The 24,036-nt window shown below is 68.9% G+C and carries 29 protein-coding genes; 17 read left to right on the top strand and 12 right to left on the bottom strand.

All coding sequences use genetic code 11. The features are described from left to right. Window positions 1–15: 15 nt before the first annotated feature. The 10 genes from V2J52_RS02050 (at window position 16) to V2J52_RS02005 (ending at window position 7,947) form a co-directional block, all read left to right on the top strand. Window positions 16–2,397 carry an excinuclease ABC subunit UvrA gene (locus V2J52_RS02050; protein WP_331225991.1) on the top strand — a complete coding sequence of 794 codons (2,382 nt, stop codon included), beginning with the start codon at window positions 16–18 and terminating at the stop codon, window positions 2,395–2,397. A 106-nt stretch (window positions 2,398–2,503) separates the two neighbouring features. Beyond that, window positions 2,504–2,773: a type II toxin-antitoxin system Phd/YefM family antitoxin gene (locus V2J52_RS02045; RefSeq protein WP_331225990.1), complete on the top strand. Its 270-nt coding sequence runs from the start codon at window positions 2,504–2,506 to the stop codon at window positions 2,771–2,773. Next, entirely contained in the window at window positions 2,770–3,195 is a 426-nt protein-coding gene (locus V2J52_RS02040; RefSeq protein WP_331225989.1) for a type II toxin-antitoxin system VapC family toxin, read from the top strand. The genes V2J52_RS02045 and V2J52_RS02040 overlap by 4 nt, the downstream gene beginning before the upstream one ends. Before the next feature lie 23 nt (window positions 3,196–3,218). Continuing rightward, on the top strand, window positions 3,219–3,488 hold the full coding sequence (locus V2J52_RS02035; protein ID WP_331225988.1) for an SHOCT domain-containing protein: 270 nt from the start codon (window positions 3,219–3,221) through the stop codon (window positions 3,486–3,488). Window positions 3,489–3,720: 232 nt separating this feature from the next. Beyond that, the gene (locus V2J52_RS02030; protein ID WP_331225987.1) at window positions 3,721–4,644 is read left to right on the top strand and encodes a hypothetical protein; all 924 of its coding nucleotides are present in this window, start codon (window positions 3,721–3,723) and stop codon (window positions 4,642–4,644) included. Beyond that, window positions 4,623–5,021: a GntR family transcriptional regulator gene (locus V2J52_RS02025; RefSeq protein ID WP_331225986.1), complete on the top strand. Its 399-nt coding sequence runs from the start codon at window positions 4,623–4,625 to the stop codon at window positions 5,019–5,021. The genes V2J52_RS02030 and V2J52_RS02025 overlap by 22 nt, the downstream gene beginning before the upstream one ends. 191 nt (window positions 5,022–5,212) lie before the next feature. Further along, on the top strand, window positions 5,213–6,226 hold the full coding sequence (locus tag V2J52_RS02020) for a ferric reductase-like transmembrane domain-containing protein (protein WP_331225985.1): 1,014 nt from the start codon (window positions 5,213–5,215) through the stop codon (window positions 6,224–6,226). A 123-nt stretch (window positions 6,227–6,349) separates the two neighbouring features. Beyond that, window positions 6,350–7,216, top strand: coding sequence for a GNAT family N-acetyltransferase (locus V2J52_RS02015; protein WP_491062162.1), 867 nt, complete (start codon window positions 6,350–6,352; stop codon window positions 7,214–7,216). Between the two features lie 180 nt (window positions 7,217–7,396). Next, on the top strand, window positions 7,397–7,621 hold the full coding sequence (locus V2J52_RS02010) for an antitoxin MazE family protein (protein ID WP_331225983.1): 225 nt from the start codon (window positions 7,397–7,399) through the stop codon (window positions 7,619–7,621). Next, the gene (locus tag V2J52_RS02005; RefSeq protein WP_331225982.1) at window positions 7,618–7,947 is read left to right on the top strand and encodes a type II toxin-antitoxin system PemK/MazF family toxin; all 330 of its coding nucleotides are present in this window, start codon (window positions 7,618–7,620) and stop codon (window positions 7,945–7,947) included. The genes V2J52_RS02010 and V2J52_RS02005 overlap by 4 nt, the downstream gene beginning before the upstream one ends. Before the next feature lie 62 nt (window positions 7,948–8,009). On the opposite strand, the gene V2J52_RS02000 is transcribed toward V2J52_RS02005, so the two are convergent. Together V2J52_RS02000 and V2J52_RS01995 are read right to left on the bottom strand one after the other, a co-directional pair. Next, window positions 8,010–8,573 (bottom strand): dihydrofolate reductase family protein, encoded by a 564-nt coding sequence (locus V2J52_RS02000; protein WP_331225981.1) that lies wholly within the window; start codon window positions 8,571–8,573, stop codon window positions 8,010–8,012. A 545-nt stretch (window positions 8,574–9,118) separates the two neighbouring features. After that, window positions 9,119–9,661: a hypothetical protein gene (locus V2J52_RS01995; RefSeq protein WP_331225980.1), complete on the bottom strand. Its 543-nt coding sequence runs from the start codon at window positions 9,659–9,661 to the stop codon at window positions 9,119–9,121. A gap of 893 nt (window positions 9,662–10,554) precedes the next feature. Between V2J52_RS01995 and V2J52_RS01990 the strand changes: the two genes are divergently transcribed. Together V2J52_RS01990 and V2J52_RS01985 are read left to right on the top strand one after the other, a co-directional pair. Further along, window positions 10,555–11,079, top strand: coding sequence for a GNAT family N-acetyltransferase (locus V2J52_RS01990; protein WP_331225979.1), 525 nt, complete (start codon window positions 10,555–10,557; stop codon window positions 11,077–11,079). Between the two features lie 47 nt (window positions 11,080–11,126). Continuing rightward, complete coding sequence (locus V2J52_RS01985) at window positions 11,127–11,726, top strand: class I SAM-dependent methyltransferase (RefSeq protein ID WP_331225978.1); 600 nt, start codon at window positions 11,127–11,129, stop codon at window positions 11,724–11,726. 16 nt (window positions 11,727–11,742) lie between these two features. Here the strand turns inward: V2J52_RS01985 and V2J52_RS01980 are convergent, their stop codons facing one another. The 10 genes from V2J52_RS01980 to clsA all read right to left on the bottom strand — a co-directional run bounded on the left by V2J52_RS01980 (window position 11,743) and on the right by clsA (window position 19,442). Then, complete coding sequence (locus V2J52_RS01980) at window positions 11,743–12,333, bottom strand: GNAT family N-acetyltransferase (RefSeq protein ID WP_331225977.1); 591 nt, start codon at window positions 12,331–12,333, stop codon at window positions 11,743–11,745. 96 nt (window positions 12,334–12,429) lie between these two features. Further along, entirely contained in the window at window positions 12,430–13,968 is a 1,539-nt protein-coding gene (locus V2J52_RS01975; RefSeq protein WP_331225976.1) for a DUF2510 domain-containing protein, read from the bottom strand. A gap of 172 nt (window positions 13,969–14,140) precedes the next feature. Beyond that, window positions 14,141–14,659, bottom strand: a complete 519-nt coding sequence (locus tag V2J52_RS01970) for a MerR family transcriptional regulator (protein ID WP_331226478.1) — start codon at window positions 14,657–14,659, stop codon at window positions 14,141–14,143. Window positions 14,660–14,893: 234 nt separating this feature from the next. Continuing rightward, window positions 14,894–15,379: a bifunctional nuclease family protein gene (locus tag V2J52_RS01965; RefSeq protein ID WP_331225975.1), complete on the bottom strand. Its 486-nt coding sequence runs from the start codon at window positions 15,377–15,379 to the stop codon at window positions 14,894–14,896. Between the two features lie 104 nt (window positions 15,380–15,483). Further along, window positions 15,484–16,152 carry a transcriptional regulator FtsR gene (ftsR, locus tag V2J52_RS01960; RefSeq protein WP_331225974.1) on the bottom strand — a complete coding sequence of 223 codons (669 nt, stop codon included), beginning with the start codon at window positions 16,150–16,152 and terminating at the stop codon, window positions 15,484–15,486. Window positions 16,153–16,256: 104 nt separating this feature from the next. Then, on the bottom strand, window positions 16,257–16,721 hold the full coding sequence (locus V2J52_RS01955) for an FHA domain-containing protein (RefSeq protein ID WP_491062095.1): 465 nt from the start codon (window positions 16,719–16,721) through the stop codon (window positions 16,257–16,259). 72 nt (window positions 16,722–16,793) lie between these two features. Beyond that, window positions 16,794–17,603 (bottom strand): DUF881 domain-containing protein, encoded by an 810-nt coding sequence (locus V2J52_RS01950; protein WP_331225972.1) that lies wholly within the window; start codon window positions 17,601–17,603, stop codon window positions 16,794–16,796. Further along, window positions 17,600–17,932 (bottom strand): small basic family protein, encoded by a 333-nt coding sequence (locus V2J52_RS01945; protein ID WP_331225971.1) that lies wholly within the window; start codon window positions 17,930–17,932, stop codon window positions 17,600–17,602. The genes V2J52_RS01950 and V2J52_RS01945 overlap by 4 nt, the downstream gene beginning before the upstream one ends. A gap of 59 nt (window positions 17,933–17,991) precedes the next feature. After that, window positions 17,992–18,843: a DUF881 domain-containing protein gene (locus V2J52_RS01940; protein WP_331225970.1), complete on the bottom strand. Its 852-nt coding sequence runs from the start codon at window positions 18,841–18,843 to the stop codon at window positions 17,992–17,994. Then, entirely contained in the window at window positions 18,840–19,442 is a 603-nt protein-coding gene (gene clsA / locus V2J52_RS01935; RefSeq protein ID WP_331225969.1) for a cardiolipin synthase ClsA, read from the bottom strand. Before clsA ends, V2J52_RS01940 begins: the two co-directional genes overlap by 4 nt. 88 nt (window positions 19,443–19,530) lie before the next feature. Here clsA and V2J52_RS01930 point away from each other — a divergent pair, with 88 nt between their 5' ends. The 5 genes from V2J52_RS01930 (at window position 19,531) to ehuA (ending at window position 23,979) form a co-directional block, all read left to right on the top strand. Continuing rightward, a complete protein-coding gene (locus V2J52_RS01930; protein ID WP_331226477.1) occupies window positions 19,531–20,523 on the top strand; it encodes an LLM class F420-dependent oxidoreductase in 993 nt (330 codons plus the stop codon). 364 nt (window positions 20,524–20,887) lie between these two features. Next, window positions 20,888–21,811 carry an ectoine/hydroxyectoine ABC transporter substrate-binding protein EhuB gene (gene ehuB / locus V2J52_RS01925; RefSeq protein ID WP_331225968.1) on the top strand — a complete coding sequence of 308 codons (924 nt, stop codon included), beginning with the start codon at window positions 20,888–20,890 and terminating at the stop codon, window positions 21,809–21,811. Between the two features lie 12 nt (window positions 21,812–21,823). Beyond that, complete coding sequence (locus tag V2J52_RS01920; protein WP_331225967.1) at window positions 21,824–22,561, top strand: amino acid ABC transporter permease; 738 nt, start codon at window positions 21,824–21,826, stop codon at window positions 22,559–22,561. Between the two features lies 1 nt (window position 22,562). Beyond that, window positions 22,563–23,213: an ectoine/hydroxyectoine ABC transporter permease subunit EhuD gene (gene ehuD, locus V2J52_RS01915; RefSeq protein WP_331225966.1), complete on the top strand. Its 651-nt coding sequence runs from the start codon at window positions 22,563–22,565 to the stop codon at window positions 23,211–23,213. Continuing rightward, window positions 23,200–23,979 (top strand): ectoine/hydroxyectoine ABC transporter ATP-binding protein EhuA, encoded by a 780-nt coding sequence (gene ehuA / locus V2J52_RS01910; RefSeq protein ID WP_331225965.1) that lies wholly within the window; start codon window positions 23,200–23,202, stop codon window positions 23,977–23,979. The genes ehuD and ehuA overlap by 14 nt, the downstream gene beginning before the upstream one ends. Window positions 23,980–24,036: the final 57 nt, after the last annotated feature.

Below are 24,036 nucleotides of genomic sequence, written 5' to 3'. Positions count from 1 at the left end.
CCGATGGAGGCACCGATGACCACGCAGCCGGACACCCGTCACGACGCCGCGCACGCGGCCGACCGCCACGACCTCATCAGGGTTGAGGGCGCCCGGGAGAACAACCTCAAGGACATCTCGCTGGCGATCCCCAAACGACGTCTGACGGTGTTCACCGGAGTCTCCGGCTCGGGCAAGAGCTCGTTGGTGTTCGGCACCATCGCCTCCGAGTCGCAGCGAATGATCAACGAGACCTACAGCGCGTTCCTCCAGGGGTTCATGCCGACGCTGGCCCGCCCCGACGTCGACGTCCTCGACGGGCTGACGACGGCGATCATCGTCGACCAGGAGCAGCTCGGTGCCAACCCGCGCTCCACGCTGGGGACCGTCACCGACGCCAACGCCTTCCTGCGGATCCTGTTCAGCCGGCTCGGGCAGCCCCACGTGGGCTCGCCCAACGCCTACTCGTTCAACGTGCCGTCGGTGACGTCGTCCGGCGCCATCTCGGTCGGCGGCAAGAAGGCGGTCAAGGCGACCTTCAACCAGCTCGGCGGCATGTGTCCTCGCTGCGAGGGTCGCGGGTCGGTCACCGACATCGACCTCGGTCAGCTGTTCGACGACTCGAAGTCGCTCGCCGAGGGTGCCATCACGGTGCCCGGCTACGTGGCCGACGGCTGGTACGTCAAGCTGTTCAGCGAGTCTGGCTTCCTCGACCCGAACAAGCCGATCCGCGACTACACCAAGCGCGAGCGCGAGGCGTTCCTCTACAAGGAGGCGACGAAGGTACCGGTCGGCGGCGCGAACATGACCTACGAGGGCCTGGTCCCGAAGATCAAGAAGTCGATGCTGGCCAAGGACCGCGACGCCATGCAGCCCCACATCCGCGCGTTCGTCGACCGCGCGGTGGTCTTCATGACCTGCCCGGACTGCGACGGGACCCGGCTCGCCGAGCACGCCCGCGAGTCCCGGATCGACGGCGTCAGCATCGCCGACGCCTGCCGGATGCAGATCAGCGACCTCGCCGCGTGGGTCCGCGGACTGGACGCACCCGAGGTGGCGCCGCTGCTGAAGAACCTGGGGGACAGCCTCGACTCCTTCGTGGAGATCGGGCTGGGGTATCTGTCGCTCGACCGGCCCTCGGGCACGCTCTCCGGCGGTGAGGCCCAGCGCACCAAGATGATCCGGCACCTCGGGTCGTCGCTCACCGACATCACCTACGTCTTCGACGAGCCGACCATCGGGCTGCACCCGCACGACATCCAGCGGATGAACCGGCTGCTGCTGGCGTTGCGGGACAAGGGCAACACGGTGCTCGTCGTCGAGCACAAGCCGGAGGTCATCGCCATCGCCGACCACGTCGTCGACCTGGGTCCGCGCGCAGGCACCGCCGGGGGCGAGATCGTCTTCGAGGGGAGCCTCACGGGGCTGCGGGCGAGCGGCACGCTCACCGGCCGGCACCTCGACGACCGGGCGACCGTCAAGAAGGCTGTGCGCGAGCCGTCGGGTGCGCTGGAGGTGCGCGGTGCCGGCACGCACAACCTGCGGTCCGTCGACGTCGACATCCCGCTCGGCGTGCTCGTCGTCGTCACCGGGGTGGCTGGCTCGGGCAAGAGCTCGCTGATCCACGGGTCGGTGGCCGGTCGCGACGGCATCGTCGAGATCGACCAGACGGCGATCCGCGGCTCGCGGCGCAGCAACCCGGCGACCTACACCGGGCTGCTCGAGCCGATCCGCAAGGCGTTCGCCAAGGCCAACGGCGTCAAGCCGGCGCTGTTCAGCGCGAACTCCGAGGGCGCCTGCCCGGTGTGCAAGGGCGCCGGCGTCATCTTCACCGAGCTGGGGTTCATGGAGACCGTCTCCACCAGCTGTGAGGAGTGCGGCGGTAAGCGGTTCAGCGCCGACGTGCTGGAGTACACCCTCGGCGGCAAGGACATCAGCGAGGTGCTCGCGCTGCCTGCCGAGCAGGCCCAGGAGTTCTTCGCCGGGGGAGAGGCGCGGGTCCCCGCGGCGCACAAGATCCTCACCCGGCTGGTCGACGTCGGACTCGGATACCTCACCCTCGGCCAGCCGCTGACCACCCTCTCCGGCGGCGAGCGGCAGCGGCTCAAGCTCGCCACCCAGATGGGGGAGAAGGGCGACGTCTACATCCTCGACGAGCCGACCACCGGGCTGCACCTCGCCGACGTCGAGCAGCTGCTCGGCCTGCTCGACCGGCTGGTCGACGGCGGGACGTCAGTCATCGTCATCGAGCACCACCAGGCGGTGATGGCGCACGCCGACTGGATCATCGACCTCGGCCCCGGCGCCGGGCACGACGGCGGTCGCGTGGTGTTCGAGGGCACGCCGGCCGATCTCGTCGCCGGCCAGGCGACGCTGACGGGGGAGCACCTCGCGGAGTACGTGGGGGCTGACCTCTAACGCCGTCCCGGTGACGGCACCGCGTCCTGCCGGGACGAGGTCTCGGGTATTGAACCGAACTGAGTTGGGTGACTATATAGCCATATAGATTAATCCAATTATGGCCATGGGAGAATCCGTCATGGACGTCGGTGTTCGAGAACTGCGAGACGGACTTAGTCGCCACCTCGCACGGGTGCGCGACGGACACACGATCACCGTCACCGACCACGGCCGGCCAGTTGCCCGGATCATCCCGGTCGGCGCGCCGACGAAGCTGGAGCAGCTGATCGCAGCGGGCAAGGTCACACCCGCCAGCCGACCGAAGGACCGCCGGCCGGCGCCGATCAAGACTTCCGGCACGGTGAGCGACCTCGTTGATCAGCAGCGCCGGTGATCCTCTATGTCGACACCTCGGCGTTGGTGCCGTTGTTAGTCGACGAGCCGACCTCAGCCGCGTGCGGCGAGCTGTGGGACGCCGCCGACACCATCACGGCCACACCCCTCGCCTATATCGAAGCGGCAGCAGCACTCGCCCTTGCCGAACGGCTGGGCAGGGTCTCGAGCCACGAGTCCCACGAGGGCACCGCCATCCTCGATGCCCTGTGGCTGGTCGTGCACGTGATCGAGCTCGATCAGGGGCTCATGGCCGAAGCCGCGCGGCTCGCCAAGGTCTACGGCCTCCGGGGATACGACGCTACCCATTGCGCTGCAGCGGTTGCCGTGGAGGATCCTGAGCTTCTCGCCAGCTCGGGCGACGGCCGCCTCCTGGCGGCATGGCGCTCCGAGGGTCTTGCCGTTCGCGACACGAACGCATGATGGCGCGCTGATACCGTGCCGACATGATCCGAAGCGCGGCATCGCAGGGCCCGCTCCTGCCGGCGACCTACGACATGGCGTGGAGCGTGGTATCGGTCATCATCGTCGGTCTCGTCGTCACCGCCGTCGTCCTCCTCGTGCGGTTCACCCGTCGCTCGCAACGACATCACGAGGCACCCATCGCAGCCGACGCCGTCGAGCACGTGCGCCGGCTGGCCCACCTCCGTGAGGCTGGGGCCATCACAGCGGACGAGTACGAGGCGCGAAAGAACCGGATTCTCGGGCCGGTCTAGTGGCACGTGGAGCGACGGAGAGACCAGCGCGAGTGAGTGGTCACTCTCGTCGGAGCTGACGACGCGGCTCAAGGAATGGGCGGAGAGCTTCCACGAACATTTTCACTACGAGCACGGGTGGGACGACGAGGCGAGGTGTAGCGCGCGCCGCGACGAAGCATGCCTGGAGACTGCATCACTCTCGTGGTACAAAGTGTATTAACCACCTGACACACTTCCCCGGGAACTCACGATGACGCTGACGCTGCTGCAACTACGGGTCATGTTCGACGGTCCGCTGATCAGCCTGCTCGCCGTGCTGCTGTTCGGTGCCCTCGTCCGCCACCGAAGCCGACCCGAGGTCGGTCGCTCGGTGCGGGGCTGGACGCTGACCGCCGCCCTACTCGCGGTCGTCGCCGTCGTGATCGAGCGGCTCTCGTGGGTCTTGCCGACCCCTTTCGCGGATTCCACGACACAGACGCTCGTGAGTCTTGCGGCACCCTTGGGCGCCGGAATCGTCGCCGTCGTACTCTTGGTGCTGCCGGCGGTTCGCCACGACGCAACCGGCTCCGCGGACCTGTCGCCACGGACCCTGACCAGCTTCACAGCGCCCGGATTGCTGGTCGCCCTGCCCGCGTTGGCGATCACCGTGCTCGTGGTGAGCGTGCTTGCCGGGCAAGCCTCGATTCCCGACGACCAGGGTCGCTATCGGAGCTACGAGATTGAGATCGGCAACGGCGTCGTCGCGGGGGCAGACATCTACGGCTGGTACTACTCACTGCCGAGCATGGTCCTCCTCGCGCTCCTCCTGGTCGCCACGCTCATAGCCGTCAAGGCTGTCGCGAGGCCCGCGCTGAACGAGCAGCTGGCCGACGTCGCCACCCGCCGGTGGCGCACCCGCAACATCCTGGCCATGAGCCTCGGTGCGATGCTGGTCCACCTCGCCTCGATCCTCCAGCACCTGGTGGGGACTGCGCGCCTCACCGCTGGACTCCCCACCGACCAGGGGTGGATCTCCGCCCGGCCACCGCTCATCATCCTCGAGACCCCTATGCGCCTCACCGCGACGGTTGCCGAGCTGGGCGGCTGGTTCCTCTGGTTCGCCATCCTCCTCGTAGCAGTGCTTCCCGCCACGCACATGAAGTCCAAGGCGCCATGGCAATCCGTATCTCGCTGACCGCCAACGGATCGCCCGCCGAGCAGATTCGCGGCCAGATCCGAGGCCTGGTCGCCACCGACCAGCTCCCTGCCGGAGAACGGCTTCCCTCCGTGCGACAGCTGGCCAAGGACCTCGGCGTGGCGCCCGGGACCGTGGCCAAGGCCTACCGGCTACTCGAAGGAGAAGGACTGCTCCAGACGCGAGTTGGTGGCGGCACCCGGGTGCATCCCCAGGCCAGCACCACACCACCCGACGTCATCGAGCATGCCCGCGCCCTCGCTCGAGCGGGGGCCAGCGCCGGAGTCGACCTCGACGATGCGATCCGGATCCTGCGGGCCGTCTGGCCTGCTCCGAGCGCCCCCGCAACGTCCGCCTCGGACGAGCTGCTGACGTAGCGGTGGCCATCCCGCGGGAACGGACCGACCACCCGCCGAAGCCGAGGAACCAGTGGGGGAGCGGCCTTGCGCGGCCCGCATGGCGGACCTCGCGTCTCGCCAGCTGGAGGTCACCGTAGGCTCCTCGTCGACAGCACGGAAATGTTCGACGTCGAGCAGCTTGCCCAGGGGCAGGGGATAGGTGGTCAACGGTGACTGACACGACTACGACGCGCCGGCGGGCATGGTTCGATGTCCGCGCGCTGAAGGAGGACCTGCGGGCTGTCGTTCTTGACGCGACCGTGGCACTGGTGGTCACGCTGGCGATCTTCGCGCTGCTCTACTGGCGCATCGAAGCAGGCACGTCCGCGACGACCGTGATCATGCCGCACCTGTCCGAGCCCATGTACTGGATGTACTGGATGTGCCAGGCCTTCGGCTGGTCGGGCCTCCTCTGGGCGTGGATCACCGTCATGCTTGGCCTGATGCGCTCCAGCCGCCTCCCGAGCTGGGTGCCGGTCTCGGTCGCCCGAATCGAGAAGTGGCACCGCACGACGAGCCTGACCACCATCGGCCTGATGTTCGTCCATGCCTTCTGGTTCTTCGTCGAGATGGCTCGGCAGAACCGTGCGGAGGCGGGATGGGTCGGTCGCCTGTGGCGCGCGTTCGCCGACACCTTCGTCCCCGGCGGGTACGACAGCGGCACTGGCGTTATCGCGATCCTCATCGGACTCATCGCGCTGTACCTGGCCATCCCGCTCGGGCTGGCGTTCTACGCCCGCCGGGCGATGGGGCCGCGAGTGTGGCGGGTCCTGCACGCCTCGATCATCATCGTGTACGTCCTGAGCGTGTGGCACACCCTGCTGTACGGCACGAACGTCTGGTACGACGGCGCGTTCCGAACCACCATCTGGCTGCTGCAGCTACCGATCGCCGGACTTCTCCTCGTCCGGCTGCTGCGGCCGGCGTACCGGCCAGGGGCGACAATGACCGACCGCGTCGGCCGCCTCGTGGGACGCGCAGCCGCCACCGCGACGATCCTGCTGCTTCTGCTGGTCGCGGCGACCGGCCGTGACGGCGGACGCACCCCAGATGTCGACGGGGTACCCCTGAACGTCAGCCAAGCGATGATCTGGGTCGGGTTCGCGGTGTTCGCGGCTGTGGTGGCCACGCTGGTGATCCGCGCCCATCGCACCACCCGCCGCCGAGCCTCCGACCGGGTCTGAGGACGCGGCAGGCCCGATCGTCGGTGACGCGGGCACGGACCGGTAGCCACCGTCTGCGCCGCAAACAGCTGAGCCGGGAAATGAGGGCGCGGGCCCGCGGCATGCTGGTGTCTGATGGCGCCCATGGTGATCGAGCTGGGCGCGCCGACCGTCGACGGGCTGGGGGAGGCGCTGGACGCGCTGCAGGCGTGGCAGGACGACGCCGCACCGCTTCAGCTCCATCCCGGGGACGTCGGCTGGTACTGGCGATGGGGCGCGGCGGCGACAGCGGCCGCCGTCCGGACCTGGCGTCGCGGGGGAGAGGTCGTCGCCGTCGGGCTGCTGGACGGGCCGACGCTCCTGCGGCTCGGGATCGCGCCGGTCGCGCAGGATGACGAGGAGCTTGCTCGGCACCTGGCCGAGGACGTGACGCGTCCCGAGCGTGGCGTCCTGCCCGGGGGAGCCGTCACCGTCGAAGCCCCCACCGGGGCGTTGGTCAAGGACGTGCTCACCGAGCGCGGCTGGACCGCCGACGAACCCTGGACGCCGCTGCGTCACGACCTCACCGCGCCGTTCCCGGTCCCCGGGGCCCACGTCGAGGTCGTCGGGCACGCCCAGGTGCGCGACCGCACGATGGTGCAGCGCGCCTCGTTCGGCGCGTCGTCGTTCACCGACGAGCGGTGGCACGCAATGGCCGCCGGCCCGCTGTATGCCGATGGCCGGTGCCTGGTTGCCCGCGACGACGACGCCGCGGCGGCCGCGGCCATCACGGTCTGGTCGGCCGGCCCGGGACGGCCCGGTCTGATCGAGCCTTTGGGCGTGCACCCGGAGCACCGCGGGCGTGGCTTCGGCACGGCGATCACCGTCGCCGCGGCGGCCACACTCCGGGAGCTCGGCGCGTCCAGCGTGCTCGTGTGCACGCCGACCTCGAACGTCGGAGCCGTGGCCACCTACGTGGCGGCCGGCTTCGGTCCGTTGCCGGAACGGTACGACCGGCGCCGGGACGGGTAGCCGCGGTGATCGAGCTGCCGATCCGCGCACTGCGCTGGCCGGCGATCGGATCCGGTTGGAGCAGGGGATACCGCGGTCCCGCCGGGGGAGAGGGCGAGCGATGCGCGCGACGCCTGCACCAAGGACTCATCGGGCAGCAGACCCGTTGTCGAGCCACATCGTTACATGTAACATGGTGGTATGGCGAGCACACAAGAGCGAGTACGCGAGCACCGTCGACGCTTGCGAGAGCAAGGACTGAGGCCTGTTCAGATCTGGGTGCCCGACGTGCGGGCTCCAGAGTTCGTCGCCGAAGCTCACCGCCAGTCTGCTGCCATCGCTGCCAGCGAGCATGAGGCCGACGACCAGGCGTTCGTTGATGCCATCTCGGTCGAGTGGGACACCGAGGGGGAGACCGACGGGTGAGGCGGGGCGACATCTACATCGCTGCCGCACGCGGCAACTACACCGGCAAGCCGAGACCCGTCGTCATCGTCCAGGATGATCGGTTCGACTCGACCGCATCGGTGACCGTGTGCCCACTGACGACCAACCCGATCCAGGCGCCCCTCGTCCGGATCACGGTAGAGCCGACCAGCACCACGGGCATCGAGAAGTCGAGTCAGATCATGGTCGACAAGGTCGCGACGATGCCGCGAGCGAACGTGCGCGACCACCTCGGCCGAGTCTCCGATGCCGATCTTGTCCGACTTGACCGTGCGCTTCTCGTCTTTCTCGGACTCGCCGACTGAACCCGCTCGGCCTCACGGAACGCAGCACCATGCCGGATGGTTCGCCTGCCGCCCGCCGAACCTCAGCGCCTGGTCTCGTACCTGGTGAGGACCACGCCGTCGGGAAACGTCCGGGTCTCCACCAAGTTCAGGTTCACCCAGCTGTCCAGGGCCGTGAAGAACGGCGTGCCGCTGCCCACCAAGACCGGCGCGGTGGCCAGCACATACTCGTCGATCAGCCCGGCCCGCATCGCGGCCGCCGCGAGCGTGGCGCCGCCGATGTCCATGGGGCCGCCGTCCTCGGCCTTGAGCCGGGCGATCTCGGCGACCGGGTCGCCGGTGACCAGACGGGTGTTCCAGTCGACCGTGCTGGTCGTCGAGGAGAACACCACCTTCGGCATGTCCAGCCAGCGGTGGGCGAACTCGATCTCCGCCGGTGTGACGCCAGGCTGCCGGTCGGCAGTGGGCCAGTGGGAGCTCATCGTCTCCCACAGCTTGCGCCCGTACAGCGTCAGGCCCGTCATACCCACCCGGTCGGACCACCACTGGAACAGCTCGTCGCTCGGTACGCTCCAGCCGATGTCGTCGCCGGGGGCGGCGATGTAGCCGTCCAGGCTCAGGTTCATGCCGTAGGTGAGTTTGCGCATGGCGTCAGCCTCCCGTGAGACGGTCTTTGCTGTACAGACCAGCACGGCGCGGAAATGTCATCGGTCGGGCCACACTGAGGACCGACAGATCAAGCGTCGGGTCGTTGCAGCGTTGTCGCGCTCCGACGTGAGTCCGGCAGCCTCGCCGACGGCGGTCGATCGCACTTCTGTCGCAACGCCGATAATGTACATTATGTCAGAACACACGCCGTATCGCGTCTGACGCATCACCGGCCGGACAGGCGCCCCTCCCCTCGACCAGTCCTCCACCGAGTCGGCGACGGCGACCGCCTGGATGCAGATGCTTGCCTCCGGCGACCACGCCGCCCGCCGCTGGGAACCCGAACGACTACGATTGCGCCTGTTCGCGATCCCGCCATCATCACCCGCAGCGCCCGACGCGTCATGCTCCACCTCAACGACAAAGCGCCCTGCGCCCACCTCGCCGCCGACGCCATCACCCAACTACGACAGCTCGCTGCCCCGACCTGACCGCGCGGCCACCCGCCCCGACGACCTTCTGCTGAATCGCTCTTTGCTTTGGCTCAGGTGAAGGCTGGATTCGCTTTTGCGGTATAGATTAGCGCTAGCCGCTTCTGAGTCACATCCCCGACGTTGTTGACCAGGTTGTCGACTCCGGGCTTGAGGTTGAGTACCCGGGAGGCGTTGTGAAGTTCGAGTGCAGCCATTAAGACCGGCCCGCCCGCGAGCAGTTGCACCTGCGAGAAGTGGTATGTCGCGTCACCTATGGCGACGAGTGACTCTCGACGGTTTTCGAGCGTGCTGTGGGCTGCCAGGCTGAAGGCGGTTTGCTCGCACTTCGCTGAAGCTGCCACAAGGCCAGCGATGGCCTTACGGACGTCCGCTCTGCGTTGCTGCTCTACGTCATAGGTCCGTTGGTCGGACAGAGCTTGCTGATCAAACTGTTGTTGATCAAGGCGAGTTTGTCGCTCGGCGGCCTGCCTTCGTTCGTCGCTCCTCTTAGTGGTGAGGTAGGTGCCGACTCCACCAAGTAATATTCCCAGGAGCCCAGACCACCACGGCGCAGTGGCTGACGTCAGGAACTCAGCCAGCCCACTCAAGTCCACTTTATTCTTCCTCGCAAACGTGATTAGTTAGGGGTGTATGGGAACGACGCTTTCATGCAGATCATTCGCAGACAGCAACGTTCGGGAGAGGACCGAACTGGCGGCTGCTTACGAAAGCGGCACCAGCCTAACCGTCCGCAGCACGCAGGGCTTCAAAACCGGCACCATCTTCTACGTCGGACGGCTCACCCAGGACGGCTACGAGAGAGCCGCTGTGAGCGCGGTTCTCGACGAGACGACCCTGTACTGGTTCATGCGCTTGAACGACCACACAACGCCTCGGAGCCTGTCACAGCTGTGCTTGGTGATCGCATCCGTGTCTACCATGCACCTGCTGAGGACGACACCGAGCCCCGACTCGACGCCTCCACCGTGCTGGCGACCCGCTCGATCGACCCGGACCAGGTCGACACGCGCTACACCGACTCATCCGGCAGCGCGGCATACTGGTAGCGCCACACCTACTTCAACGAGGCGACGCAGAATCGCTTGGTTAAACGTTGACGAAATGGAAGTGGTCATGCGAATTGCGCTCCCGGTGCTCTACGCCGGCTTCTCCGTCGTCGCTGCGTTGGCTGCCTGGAGCCAGAGCAAAACTCGACTCGAGGCTGACCTGGACGGCCTTCATCTGGTGATTCCCCCAGGAGGACCACGTACCGATGGGAGGACATCTCCGAGATCCGTCCGAGCATCCTCAAAGGGAGGAGAAGGTATCTTGTGCTCATCCAGCGCGACGGAGAAACCATCGACCTACCGGTAACCGAGGAGCATCTCAGCGGCCTGCAACGCTGGCACCAGGCAGCTCCCTGATCCGGGGCCACTCCCCCATACGACGTGCGCCGCGCCCCTCCCCCGTGCTTGGTGCCTGCAGCTCAGGCTGGGAACATGACGGGGTGACCACCACCACGTTACGACCGCTGCGCTCGGCCGATGCCCCGGACGTGCTGGCCGCCTTCCAGTCCGCGGCAGACATGGCGCGCCAGGGCGACGTCGAGACACTCGACGATGCCGGCGCATACGTCCGCCGGCTCGTGGCACCAGATGGCCCCCATCGCGCGTGGGCGGTGACCGAGTCCGACATCGTCGTCGGGCTGGTGGCGGTGTCGGTCGATGCCAGGAACCTCAGCGGCTGGTTCTGGTACTGGCTGCATGCCGCGCACCGAGGCCGCGGCCGTGCGAGTCGTGCGGCGGCGACCGTGGCGAACTGGTCGCTGTCCGACGCCGGTCTGCATCGCCTCGAGCTCGGCCACCGCGTGGACAACCCGGCATCGGGCACCGTCGCGCGAGCCGCCGGATTCGTCCGGGAAGGCCTGGAGCGCGAGAAGTTTCTCATCGACGACGACCGCGTCGACGTCCTCACCTACGGCCGGCTCCGCTCCGACCCGCGGCCCGCCACGGCAACCCTTCCCATGGCGTGACGCCGGTCGTCGAGGAAAATCGGGTGGCGATGGCCAAGGTGGTGGCTGTGGATGTTCAGCGCTCCTACGCACGTCGCGCAGCCGAGTACGCCGAGCGCCTGGGCTCGATGGCGGCCATGCACCCCGCCGACAACGAGCTCATACGCACCTGGGCGACGGGCGTTGGAGGGCCGGTGCTCGACGCGGGGTGCGGCCCGGGCCACTGGACGAACTACCTCGTCGAGCAGGGCGTTGCCGCCGCGGGCATCGACCTGGTGAGCGAGTTCATCGCCTCGGCCCGTTCGCGGTACCCCGGCGTCTCCTACCGGATCGGTAGCATCGACGCGCTCGAGGCCGATGCCGGCACCCTCGGCGGCATCCTCGCCTGGTACTCACTCATCCACCACGAGCCAGCAGCCGTTCAAGCAACGCTCACCGAGTTCGCGCGAGTGATCCGTCCAGGCGGAGGACTGCTGCTCGGGTTCTTCGACGGGCCGACGATCGCGAGGTTCGACCATGCCGTCGTCGCCGCCTACACCTGGCCGGTGCACGAGATGACCCGCCAGCTCCACGAGGCCGGCTTTCAGGTCCTCGAGACCCACACTCGGACCGGGCCTGACCACCGGCCGCACGGCGCGATCGTTGCGCGGCGGGTCAGTCAGCCGTGACGGACCCGGGTCGGGGTCAGAGTCGCGCTTCGAGCCCGGCGCGCACGCTCGGCCACTCAGCGGCCAGCACCGAGTAGACGCAGGTGTCGCGCCAGGTCCCGTCGGGCAGGAGCATGTGCCGGCGCAGCACCCCGTCAAGGTGAGCCCCGAGCCGTTCGATCGCCGCGCGCGACTGGGCGTTCCGGTGGTGGGTCCGGAGCTCGACGCCCTCGCAGCCGAGGGTCTCGAAGGCGTGGCGCAGCAGCAGGAGCTTTGCCTCCGCGTTCGCACCGGTGCCCTGGGCGCTGCGCCGCAGCCAGGTCGACCCGATCTCCAGGCGCCGGTTCGCCGGGTCGAGGTGCAGATAGGTGGTCATGCCCAACGCCTCGCCGGTGGCCGTGGCGCGCAGGGTGAAGGCGGCGATCTGCCCGGCGTCCTGCTTGGCCAGCCGAGCCGCGATCTCGTCAGCCATCATCTCCGGCGCGGGGATGCGGGTGTACCAGAGGCGCCACAGCTCCCCGTCGCGCACGGCATCGACGAGGTCATCGTGGTGCTCGGTCGCGAGAGGCTCGACTGTGACGATCTCGCCGACGAGGCGGACCGGAGTGGCGTAGGGATGCTGGTCCATCGAGCTTCTCTCGGTCCAGTGGTCCGACCGGCGCATCGCCGGCAGGGATGCTGGTGCCCCCGTGATTCACCACGGGGGCACCAGGAGCTGCGGGCGTCAGTCGAGCGAGACCGTCAGCTCGACCGCGGTCGCGTCGCCGTAGTACTCGCTGATCACCACGAGGTACACCCCCGGCTCAGCGGTGACGCTGAGGTACGGGTCGGACCAGCTGCCAGAGCTGTCGGAGCTGTCGTCGTTGCCGTCGTTGGCGCCGCTCGGGCTCATGATGCCCATCCGGGGGTCCCCCTCGGACGACACGGTGTCCAGCGTGAGCTGACTGGCGTCCGCCGGAACCTCGATGGCGCCGTACCATGCCTCGTCCCCCTCAAGCTCGATCTGGACGGCCGATCCCGGATCCACCATCTCGACCGCTGAAGCGGTCAGCGTGAAGTCGCCGGAGGCGCTGGAGCTCCAGCCGGCGACCGACACGTCGTAGTCACCGGCCTCGAGGAAGATGCCGAGCGCCGGGTCGAGCGAGCGGGCGTCGGCGAAACGTCCGAACTGGCCGCGGTCGTCGTTCTCGGCGTCGACGCCGTCACCGGTGACAGCGATCGTCAGATCGACGGCCTCGCTGCGCGCATCCAGCACGACGGCGGTCGGCTCGGTGATCGTGAGCGTGCCGACCCACGGGGCGTCGGCGTCGACGCTGCCGGCAACCTCGGTACCCAGCTCGATCGGACCACCGGACTGCGCCGCTGGTGCGTCGGTGGTCGGCTCCGGGCCAGTCGTGTCCGTCTCGTCCTCGGTCTCTTCCTCAGTCGCCGCCTCGGTCGTCTGCTCCGCCGTCGGTTGTGACGTGGGCGTCGGCGCCGGCGCGTCGTCATCGCCGCCGAGCAGCAGGATGACGGCCGTCACCGCGGCGCCGATGAGCACGACCGCAGCAATGATGATTCCGACGATGAGCCCCTTGCCGGAACCACCGCCGTCCTGGCCTGAACCGGTCGGCGCGCCGTAGAGGTCCTGCGCCCCGGCACCCGGCACACCGTAGGACTGCGCGCCCTGGTCAGGTTGCTGGCCGTAACCGGGCTGCTGGCCGTAGCCAGGCTGCTGTCCATAACCGGGCTGCTGGCCGTAGCCAGCCTGCTGCCCAGGCTGCTGGCCGTAGCCAGCCGGTTGGCCGGGCTGCTGCCCATAGCCAGGCTGCTGCCCATAGCCAGGCTGCTGGCCATAGCCAGCCTGCTGCCCGTAACCGGGCTGCTGCCCATAGCCGGGCTGCTGCCCGTAACCGGGCTGCTGGCCATAGTCGGGCTGCTGCCCGTAACCCTGCTCAGCGGGAGCCTGCCCGTATGCCTGCCCGGCTGCCGCAGCTGTGGCGTCGCCGCCGCCGAACGCCTGCGTCGGCTCGGCGGCCGGGTCGGCCGGGTCGGCCGGCACCCCGCCGCCGAGCGCCCCGGCGGAGAAGGCTTCGGTCGGAGCGGCCTGATCGGCGCTGCCGGCATGAGCCTGCTGGCCGCCCGGCCCGCCAACGCCCTGGTCCGGTGCTGCTACTGGCTGGGTGGGAGCAAAATGCTCCGTCCAGCTCGAGCCGTCCCAGTATCGGAGTTTCGTGGTGTCGCCTGAGGGGTCTGGATACCAGCCCGCGATGGGGTTACTCATGCTCCGATCCTAGGAGACACCTGGACAAACACCCCACGCCATCCACGGTTCGCCGGTGGGGACTACTCCCCCGCCAGATTGCTCGCGTCGTCACGAGCGCGCGATACTGCCCGGATCCGCCCCCACCGGTGACGAGCCTCACCCGGCCCGCCGCACTGCTCAGCCCGGCGGCTCAGCCGACGTCGCGGGCGCGGCGCCGCTTGGCGAGCTCATCCTCGACGGAGCTGTCAGTACCAGTGGCCCGCTCGGTGGGCAGCTCGGCAAGGTCACCCTCGACCTCACGCCACACCCGCCCGACGGCGATGCCGAAGACGCCCTGGCCTCCCTGGACGAGGTCAATCACCTCGTCGGTGCTGGTGCACTCATACACGCTCGCACCATCACTCATGAGGGTGATCTGCGCGAGGTCCTCGACGCCGCGCTCGTGCAGGTGATGCACGGCGGTGCGGATCTGCTGGAGGGAGACCCCGGTGTCCAGCAGCCGCTTGACGACCTTGAGGACGAGAATGTCCCGGAAGCTGTAGAGCCGCTGCGAGCCGGAGCCGCTGGCATTACGGACGGTGGGCTCCACGAGGCCGGTACGGGCCCAGTAGTCCAGCTGCCGGTAGGTGATGCCGGCCGCACGGCACGCCGTCGGGCCGCGGTAACCGGTCTCGGTGTCGAGGTCGGGCAGCTCGTCGCCGAAGAGCATCCCCTGCGCCCGCTGCGGCACCCCGGGCGTCGCCCCGGCCGTTGCATCGCTGCCGCTCACATGAGCTCCCGTTCGGTTCGTGCCCCGCACCTGCCGTGCGCTGGCCTTGATGATCTCACGCTAGGTTGCTCGGCAGGCCCAGTCAACGACACCCGCAACGGCGCGCCGAGCGCAGTTCTGAGCGGCGAGTCTGACCCTTCAGTTCACGTTGAGACTTTGCCTGGCCATGACACTTCAGCGCTCGAAGTCCTCGGGCTCGACCGTCTCGAGGAACTCCCGGAACTCCTGGACGACCTCGCCGCTGTCCTCCTCGTGCTCCTCGTGCTCCTTCTCCATGATCACGCCCGCAACGTTGAGCACGGTGTCCTCGCACAGCACCGGGCAGTGCGCACGCAGTGCGAGCGCAATCGCGTCGGACGGCCGTGCGTCCAGCCGCTGACCGGAGGAGAGCACGAGCTCGGCGTGGAACGTGCCCGCTTCGAGCCGCGTGACCCTCACCTCGGTGAGAGTGAGGCCGGTGGCCGTGAACAGGGTGATCATGAGGTCGTGGGTCTGCGGACGCTCCGGCACGATCCCCGCCTGCGCCGTCGCGATCGACGCACCCTCCCGAGGGCCGATGACGATCGGCAGGACGACCGAGCCGCCTCGTGCCGCGAGCACGACAACGACCTCGTTCTCCGGGATGCTCACGCGGACGCCGAGCACGTCCATCTCACGCATGGCACCACGGTACGGCCAACGGGTCGGGCTCGCGAGGCATATCGGAGCCGACTCCTGCGGCGGGTGTCGATAACACCGGCGGACCGCCAGCGCTGCACCGGACCTCAGGCGAGGTCGTCGACCGCCTGTCGCAGCAGCTCGGCGTGCAGCTGGGAGTAGAGCTCGCCGAGCTCCTGGGCGCGAGCCGCGCCCCGCTCCCGCCCGGCCCCCGACCGTTGGGCGCGCATCGGTGCCACAACCTGGTCGATGGTGTCGGCCTGACGCTCGGCGGAGCTACGGACGGTGCGCAGGTTGCGCGGGCTGATCCCCTGGCGGGCGAGGGCCAGCGCGTGCTGGACCACGGCGACGGCGCGTCCCGGGTACCGGCCCCGGGGGTCGGCGACGATGAGGCCGGCGTCGGCCACGTCCTGCACCTGGCTCAGGCTGGCGCCGGTGAGGTCGGCGATCTCCTGCGCGCGTACCCGCGCCGAGGGCCGCGGGGCGACGAGCTCGCCGTCACGGGTGACGACCCGTGTCCCGGGGGCGGTCTCCACCGGGTGACCGGCGTCGAGGTCGGCGAGCTGGTCGCGGATGACGCGCAGCGGCAGGAACGAGTCGCGCTGCGCGGTGAGCGCGAACCGCAGCCGCTCGACGTCGGCCTGGCTGTACATCCGGTACCCGGACCCGCTGCGTGACGGAGTCACCAGCCCCTGCTCCTCGAGGAAGCGCAGCTTGGAGATCCGTACCGCGGGAAACTCGGCCTGCAGGACGCCGAGCACCGCCCCGATGGTCATCGTGGCGCGCCGCGACGCTCCTGGCGGCCAGGGTCCAGGGGCCGTGGCGCCGTCGTCCCAGGGGTCGTCGCCGGGGCCCGACGACGCGGGTAGGGCGCGGGGACTCACAGTGCGGCGTCGCCGTTCGTCGCCTGGTTGGGGCTCGGGTGGTAGGTCAGCCGGTACTTGCCGATCTGCACCTCGTCGCCGGCGGTGAGCACCGCGGAGTCGATCCGTTCCCGGTTGATGTAGGTGCCGTTGAGCGACCCGACGTCGCGCACGATGTACCCGCCCTCGTGGGCGATGAACTCGGCGTGCTTGCGCGAGACGGTGACGTCGTCGAGGAAGATGTCAGCGGTCGGGTGCCGGCCGGCGAGCGTCCGCTCGGCGTCGAGCAGGAACCGGGCACCCGCGGTCGGGCCTCGCTGCACGATGAGCAGCGCGTGCCCGGGCGGCAGCCCGCTGACCGCGGCGAGGTCCTCCTGGGACTTGTCGAGGCGGGTGGCGGCGTCGTCGCCCTCGGTGATCGCCCCGAACCGAGCGGTCGTGCTCGCGCTGTCCTGCGGTTCCGGTTCGGTCGTCATAGTCATCGCTCCCATGTCTCGGCCAGGGTTGTCGCCCGTCCTGGCTACCAGCATAGTTCCCCGGCGGCGCGGTGGTCTTCAGGACTCGTCAGCAGGGACAGGCGTCGCCGACTCCGGCGACTCCAGCTCCCGCACCGCGGTGATCCGCAGGTCCTCGTGCTGAGTGACCTCCGCCTCTCCTCCGGCCCCCCGGATCGACGCCAGCGCACCGCCGGGGATGCCTAGCGCGCCGGCGAGTGTGTGAGGGTCGCCGATGGCACGCCACACGTAGGGCGAGGTGAGCTCGGTCCCGCTGACCACGATCCCGTCGGCGCCGGTGGTGATCCAGCTCGACATGGTGATCCGCTGCCCGTCGAGCTCGATCGCCTCGGCGCCGGCGGCGCGCAGCTCCTCGAGCACGTTGACGAAGGTGGGCGCCGAGATCGCGGCGTCCGGGTCGATGACGACCAGCTCGATGCCAGGGCCCTCGACGGCGAGGGTGCCGGCGAGGATCCCCTGCACCTGGGCCTGCTGCTCAGCGGCCTCCTGTGCCGCCGCGCGTGTGCTGGAGCCGGACTCCAGCTCCGCGAGCTCCTGCCGAAGCTGGGCACCCTCCTCGTCGAGCTCGTCGTTGCGCTGGGTGAGCTCGTCGAGCAGCCGGATGAGGTCGTCCTGCCGCATCGATGCGTAGGCGTCCTCCTCACCCTGCCGCACCTGGACGACGACGGCGAAGCCGAACCCGACGCAGAGCAGCACGATGAGGACGTGGATCCCGGTGAGCCGGGTGCCGAGGATGAGGTGGCGCAGCCGGGCCAGCGGTGACTGCCCACCGGCACCAGCGGTCCCGGCCGGTGGTGCCGGTGGGCGCGAGGCGTCCTCGGGCCGGCTGCCCTGCGGGTCCGGTGTCATGCCTTGAAGATCTGCCGCCGGATGGAGGCCACGTTGGAGAAGATCCGGATACCGAGCACGACGACGATCGCCGTCGTCATCTGGCTGCCCACTCCCAGCTGGTCCCCGAGGAAGACGAGGAACGCCGCGATGAGGACGTTGAAGAGGAAGGACGTGACGAAGACACGGTCGTCGAAGAGTCCCTCGAGGTACGCCCGGACCCCGCCGAACAGCGCGTCCAGCGCAGCGACGACGGCGATCGGTAGGTACGGCTGGAGCGCGGCCGGCACGGTCGGCTCCAGCACGAGCCCGACGACGACGCCGACCACCAGCCCGATGATCGCGAACACCTAGCGCACCTCCCGCACGACGTGGTCCCGACGGTACCGCGCAGCCCGCCGATCATTGCTCACAGCTCCCCCTCGACGGACGGCGGTTCTGCCAGCGGCTCGGCGTACCGCAGGGTACGCAACGAGCTGCCGGGCAGCTCGAGCTCGTCCGCGCTGGACATCGAGACGGAGATCCCGAAGACGTCGCTGAGCGTGGCGAGGTGCTCCCCGCCGGTGGTCCGTGCCAGCCGGGCCTGCAGGTCCTGGGCGGGCCCGACCGCCTCGACCACGTAGGGCCGGGTGAGCGGCGCCAGGTCGACGAGGATCGCCCGGCCGGCGGAGCGGATCGCGCTGACGCTGGTGAGCCGGTGACCGTTGATGGCAATCGCCTCGGCGCCGGCGCCCCACAGCGCGTTGACCAAGATCTGCAGGTCGAGGTCCTGGACCAGGCCGAGCTCAGCCCCTGGCTCCCCTTCCTGCGCGTCTCGGGAGTCATCGAGGGTGATGACGATCCCGGGCCCGGCGACCCGGACGGAGCCCGCGTTGACCCCGAGCATCCGTACGTGGTCGAGGTACGCGCTGCTGGCGCCGGTGAGTGACTGCGCCTCCAGCGCGTGGATGCGACCCACGACCTCCTCGTTGCGCGCCGCGGTCCGCTCCGCACGGCCGGTGCCGTCCTCGATCTGCTCGACGAGGAGGACTCGAGCGGCACTGGCGCCCGGGGTCGGGGCACGCAGCTCCCGCGCGGCCCACACCGTGCCCAGCCCGAGCACCGCTGCGAGCAGCAGAACAGTCATGCGACGCCACCACGGCAGCGGCCGCGCGGTGTCCCGGCGACGCGCCGCGGCGGCGTAGCCAGGGTCGAGCGGGCGGTCGAGCACCTCCCGCAGCAGGGTCATCGACGCGGCCGGATCGGTGTGCGGGCGCGTCACCTCGCCACCCGACCTCGTTCGGTACGCACGATCCGGGCGACCTGCTCGACGTAGAGCAGGCAGGCGAACCAGTAGAGACCGACGCCCCAGAGCGCGACCGCCCAGCCGATGACGAAGGCGGTCGCACCGACGGCGCCCGGCATGGCGCCGAGCAGCAGGAGCGGGAAGGCGTACATCAGGCAGAACGTGCCGGTCTTGCCGGCCATGTGAACGGGCAGCGTGCCGTAGCCGTAGCGGAGCAGGAACGGGATGGTGCCGGCGAGCACGAGCTCCCGGGCGACGATGATGATCACCAGCCACCACGGGATGAGGTCGCGGTAGGCGAGCCCGATGAGCGCGGCAAAGATGTAGAGGCGGTCGGCGGCCGGGTCGAGCACCCGGCCGAGGCGGCTGGCCTGGTTGAACCGCCGGGCGATGAAGCCGTCCGCCCAGTCGGTCAGCCCGGCGACGGCGAGGACGACCAGCGCGAGGACGTCGTGCTCGGCGACGATCAGCCACGCGAAGACCGGGATGAGGATCAGCCGGACCAGGCTGATGACGTTCGGCACGGTCCAGACACGCTCGGCGGCGGCCGTCCGCACTTCTTCCTCGCTCCTCATGGTCGCAGCCTACGCAGGATGTCCGCTTTATCGTGCGCGCCGAACGGTCTGTGACCACGACGTGACCTACCCTCCTGCCATGACGCAGATGCGGTTCGGCATGTTCATCCCGCAGGGCTGGCGATTCGACCTCCTCGGGATCGAGGACGCCGAGCAGTGGCCTCTCATGCGCGACCTCGCGCGGCGCGCGGATGGCGGCCCCTGGGAGTCGGCCTGGGTGTACGACCACTTCCACACCTCCCCGGTGCCCAGCGACGAGGCGACCCACGAGGCGTGGACCCTCATGGCGGCACTGGCGGCGAGCACCGAGCGTGTCCGGCTCGGCCAGATGTGCACCTGCGCGGCCTACCGTTCCCCCGCCTACCTGGCCAAGGTGGCAACGACCGTCGACCACGTCAGCGGCGGGCGGCTGGAGATGGGGATCGGCGCCGGCTGGTACGAGCACGAGTGGCGCGCCTACGGCTACGGCTTCCCGCGAGCCGGTGAGCGGCTGGGGATGCTCGAGGAGACCGTCCAGATCCTGCAGCAGTCCTGGCGCACCGGGACGGCCACGCTCGACGGCGCGCACTACCGGGTCGACGGTGCCCTCAACCGGCCGCTGCCGCGCCAACCTGACGGCCCGCCGCTGTGGATCGCCGGTGGTGGCGAGCGGGTGACGTTGCGGATCGCCGCCGAGCACGCCGACTACACGAACTTCGACGGCACCCCTGAGGGCTTCGCCCGCAAGTCCGAGCTGCTGGCCGAGCACTGCCGCGCGCTCGGCACCAGCTTCGACCGGATCGTCCGCTCGGCCAACTACAACGTCGCGATCGGCCGGGACGAGGCCGAGGTCGAGGACCGGCTGGCACAGCTCGCCGACCGGCTACGGCGCGCCGGGGTCGACGACGACGCCGTCGAGCGCGAGCTCCGCTCGGTGCGAGGCATGCCCGGCTGCGGGACGCCGGAGCAGGTGACGGAGAAGCTCTCCGCGCTCGGCGACCTCGGCCTGGGCTACGCCATCTGCTACTTCCCAGAGGCGGCCTACGACACCAGCGGGATCGAGCTGTTCGAGACCGAGGTCCTCCCCCACCTCGCTGGCTGATGCCCCACCTCACGGTCAAGCGCTCGTCAATGTTTGACATCATTCAGGTCCGCTTTATCTCAATCCCGTAACGATGATCTTGGCGACCTGCCGCCCGCTGTGGCATCCGGCGTCGAGCCGCAAGACGTGGCCATGTCGCCAATGCGCGCCGATCCTCTCCGCGGCGGCTCGCAGTTCCCGGCGCGACACGGCCGGAGTCACAAGGTTGTGACACCTGCCCATTCCCCCTACCGTGGCTCCACCATGACCACTCGGGGCCATCAGGCCTGGTAGCCGCCTCCACAACAGCGCTGTTCAGGCCGAGAAGCACTGCCTCGTGCAAACCGAAGGGACCATGAACATCATGGGTTCTACCCAGAAGCGAATGACCATTCCCGCCGCAGCCGCCGTCCTGGCGCTCGGCCTCGCCGCGTGCGGTGGCGATAGCGGCGACAACGGCGACGAGACACCGGCCGGCGACGCCACCGGCGCCACCACCGATGGCGGCGACACCGGCGCCAGCGGCAAGCTCGCCGAACTGCAGGAGGCCGGCACCATCACGGTCGGCTTCGCCGGTGAGGCGCCCTACAGCTTCATGGACGAGAACGGCGAGCTTGCCGGTGCGTCCGTCGCCCTGCAGGAGCGCATCTGGGGCGAGCTCGGCATCGAGAACGTCGAGGGTGTCCAGGCGGAGTTCGGCCAGCTCATCCAGGGCCTCAACGCCGGCCACTTCGACGCCGTCGCAGCCGGGATGTCCATCCTGCCCGAGCGCTGCGAGCAGGCGCTCTTCTCCGACCCGGAGTTCCAGTACACGACCGCCCTCATGGTCGAGGAAGGCAACCCCCACGACCTGCACGGGATGCAGGACATCGCCGACGCGGACGACGTGCAGATGGCCGCCATGACGGGCGCCATCGAGGCCACCTACGCCGCCGACCTCGGCATCGACGCCACTGAGGTCGGCAACCCGCAGGATGGCATGGACCTCGTCACCGGCGGTCGCGCGGACGTGTTCGCGCTTACCGGGATCTCGCTCAACTGGATGGTTGACAACGCTCCGGATGCCGGCATCGAGGTCACCGAGAGCTTCGTGGCCGAGATCAACGGCGTGATGCAGTACGGCGCGGGTGGCACCGTGTTCCGTCCGGAGGACACCGACATGCGCGACGCGTACAACGAGCAGCTCGCGCCGATCGTCGAGGACGAGGCCGAGTACCTCTCCGTGGTCGGCGACTGGGGTTTCACCGCCGAGGAACGCCCCACTGGTGACTTCACCACCGAGCAGCTGTGCTCCGGGGAAATCGGCTGACGCCCTCGTCTCATGGCTGACAACTTCGACGCCCTGGTCAACCTCTGGCCGCAGTTCGTCGACGGCATCCTCGTGACGCTGCAGCTCACCATCGGTGGATCGGTCCTCGCGTTCATCCTCGCGGCGACACTCGGCATCACCGCGCGCCACCAGAACATCGTGATGCGCGGTGGTGCCCGCATGTTCATCGAGTTCTTCCGCGGGACCTCGCTACTCGTCCAGCTCTTCTGGCTGTTCTACGTGCTGCCCCTCGTCTTCCCCGGCCTGTTCGACAACCGTCAGGTGGCGTCACTCGTGTGCGGCATCGCGGCCCTCGGCCTCAACTACGGCGCGTACGGCGCCGAGGTGGTTCGCGGCGCGATCAACGCCGTGCCCACGGGGCAGTGGGAAGCGAGCGTCGCGCTGAGCCTCTCCCCCAGGCGGCGTATGTTCCGGATCGTGTGGCCGCAGGCATGGGCGATCATGATCCCCTCGCTGAGCAACCTGGGGATCATGCTCCTCAAGGGCAGCGCGGTGGCCTTCGTTATCTTCATGCACGACATCACCTTCGTCAGCGGCGTGCTGCGCCAACGCACCAATGACACCTTCTTCTCCTACGGCGTCGGCATGCTCATGTACTTCCTCATCGCCTACGTGCTGGTCCTGATCGCCAACTTCGCCGAGGTCCACGCCAAGAACCGGCTGGGCGCCGGACCGCCGCTCAAGACCATCTTCCGCCCCCGCGCCGCCAAGCCCTCGGCGGTGAGCTGACATGTCAGACCTGTGGAACTGGGAACGCGCCGCGGAGGTCCTGCCCCAGCTGCTGGAGGCATTCTTTCGGGTCACGCTCCTCGCGACCGTGATCGGCTCGATCATCGCCGCGCTGCTCGGGCTCGTGGTCGCCTTCGTCCGCCGCACCGCACCGGCGATCATCGCCAAGCCAGTGCACTGGGTGATGGAGTTCATCCGGATGACGCCGCTCGTCATTCAGCTGCTGTTCGTGTACTACACCTTCACCAGCTGGGATCCGCTGTGGATCGGGATCGGTGTGCTGGGAATCCACTACGCCACGTACATGGCCGAGGTGTACCGCTCGGGGATCGACAACGTCCCGCCCGGGCAGTGGGAGGCGGCCACCGCGCTGTCCTTGCCCGCGGGCCGGACCTGGACCAAGGTCATCATCCCGCAGGCGCTTCGGACCACGGTCCCGGCGCTGGGGACGTGGGTGATCTCGATGTTCAAGGACACGCCGTTCCTCTTCGTCATCACGGTCCCGGAGATGATCCGCGCCGCCGAGAACTACGGCTCGCGCACCTTCACATATGTCGAGGCCTTCACCCTGGCTGGCCTCATCTTCCTCGCTGCCAGCTACCCCACCTCGATCCTCGTCCGAAAACTGGAGGCGCGCCTTGCCCGCTACTGACACCAACCCGGTCATCCGCTTCGAGAACGTCGTCAAGAAGTTCGGTGACAACACGGTCCTGTCCGACCTCAACTTCTCGGTCGCCAAGGGCGAGCGCGTGACGCTCATCGGCCCGAGCGGCTCCGGGAAGACCACCATCCTGCGCCTGGTCATGACGCTCGAGGACCTCACCGGCGGCTACATCTACATCGACGGCGAGCCGTTCACCTACCTTGAGCGCGGCGGCAAGCGGGTGGCACGCAAGCCCAAGGAGGTCGCCAAGATCGCCACCCGGATCGGCATGGTGTTCCAGCAGTTCAACCTGTTCCCGAACATGACGGTGCTGGAAAACATCATCGAGGCGCCCATCCACGTGCTCGGGAAGTCGAAAGCCGAAGCCACCGCACGAGCGCACGAGCTGCTCGACCTCGTCGGCCTGGCCGACAAGGCCGACGCCCACCCCACCCGGCTCTCCGGTGGTCAGCAGCAGCGGGTAGCGATCGCCCGCGCCCTGGCGATGGACCCGGAGATCCTCCTCCTGGACGAGGTCACCTCGGCGCTCGACCCGGAGCTCGTCGGGGAGGTGCTCACCGTGCTGCGGAACATCGCCAACACCACGGACATCACGATGCTCATCGTCACCCACGAGATGCAGTTCGCCCAGGAGGTCTCCCACCGCGTGCTCATGTTCGACGAGGGCCACATCATCGAGGACGCCGAGCCCGCCGTGATGTTCAGCGACCCGAAGCAGGAGCGCACCAAGGCGTTCCTCCAGGCGGTGCTCTGACCCTCCGCCATCCCGGCCACCGCCCGGCGCGCAGAGATCATCCTCTGACCGGCTGCT

Origin of the sequence: Georgenia sunbinii (assembly GCF_036421875.1) — a bacterium.
GTDB lineage: Bacteria > Actinomycetota > Actinomycetes > Actinomycetales > Actinomycetaceae > Georgenia_B > Georgenia_B sunbinii.
The sequence above is the reverse complement of the archived record's forward strand: the minus strand, read 5'-3'. Positions and strand labels throughout refer to the sequence as shown.

Bases quoted from the DNA above. Each gene is read 5' to 3' on its own strand.
- V2J52_RS02050 (WP_331225991.1), top strand. From the start codon at position 16: ATGACCACGCAGCCGGACACCCGTCACGACGCCGCGCACGCGGCCGAC.
- V2J52_RS02045 (WP_331225990.1), top strand. From the start codon at position 2,504: ATGGGAGAATCCGTCATGGACGTCGGTGTTCGAGAACTGCGAGACGGA.
- V2J52_RS02035 (WP_331225988.1), top strand. From the start codon at position 3,219: ATGATCCGAAGCGCGGCATCGCAGGGCCCGCTCCTGCCGGCGACCTAC.
- V2J52_RS02030 (WP_331225987.1), top strand. From the start codon at position 3,721: ATGACGCTGACGCTGCTGCAACTACGGGTCATGTTCGACGGTCCGCTG.
- V2J52_RS02025 (WP_331225986.1), top strand. From the start codon at position 4,623: ATGGCAATCCGTATCTCGCTGACCGCCAACGGATCGCCCGCCGAGCAG.
- V2J52_RS02015 (WP_491062162.1), top strand. From the start codon at position 6,350: ATGGTGATCGAGCTGGGCGCGCCGACCGTCGACGGGCTGGGGGAGGCG.
- V2J52_RS02010 (WP_331225983.1), top strand. From the start codon at position 7,397: ATGGCGAGCACACAAGAGCGAGTACGCGAGCACCGTCGACGCTTGCGA.
- V2J52_RS02000 (WP_331225981.1), bottom strand. From the start codon at position 8,573: ATGCGCAAACTCACCTACGGCATGAACCTGAGCCTGGACGGCTACATC.
- V2J52_RS01980 (WP_331225977.1), bottom strand. From the start codon at position 12,333: ATGGACCAGCATCCCTACGCCACTCCGGTCCGCCTCGTCGGCGAGATC.
- V2J52_RS01975 (WP_331225976.1), bottom strand. From the start codon at position 13,968: ATGAGTAACCCCATCGCGGGCTGGTATCCAGACCCCTCAGGCGACACC.
- V2J52_RS01970 (WP_331226478.1), bottom strand. From the start codon at position 14,659: ATGCTCTTCGGCGACGAGCTGCCCGACCTCGACACCGAGACCGGTTAC.
- V2J52_RS01965 (WP_331225975.1), bottom strand. From the start codon at position 15,379: ATGCGTGAGATGGACGTGCTCGGCGTCCGCGTGAGCATCCCGGAGAAC.
- ftsR (WP_331225974.1), bottom strand. From the start codon at position 16,152: ATGACCATCGGGGCGGTGCTCGGCGTCCTGCAGGCCGAGTTTCCCGCG.
- V2J52_RS01955 (WP_491062095.1), bottom strand. From the start codon at position 16,721: ATGACTATGACGACCGAACCGGAACCGCAGGACAGCGCGAGCACGACC.
- V2J52_RS01950 (WP_331225972.1), bottom strand. From the start codon at position 17,603: ATGACACCGGACCCGCAGGGCAGCCGGCCCGAGGACGCCTCGCGCCCA.
- clsA (WP_331225969.1), bottom strand. From the start codon at position 19,442: ATGAGGAGCGAGGAAGAAGTGCGGACGGCCGCCGCCGAGCGTGTCTGG.
- V2J52_RS01930 (WP_331226477.1), top strand. From the start codon at position 19,531: ATGCGGTTCGGCATGTTCATCCCGCAGGGCTGGCGATTCGACCTCCTC.
- ehuB (WP_331225968.1), top strand. From the start codon at position 20,888: ATGACCATTCCCGCCGCAGCCGCCGTCCTGGCGCTCGGCCTCGCCGCG.
- V2J52_RS01920 (WP_331225967.1), top strand. From the start codon at position 21,824: ATGGCTGACAACTTCGACGCCCTGGTCAACCTCTGGCCGCAGTTCGTC.
- ehuD (WP_331225966.1), top strand. From the start codon at position 22,563: ATGTCAGACCTGTGGAACTGGGAACGCGCCGCGGAGGTCCTGCCCCAG.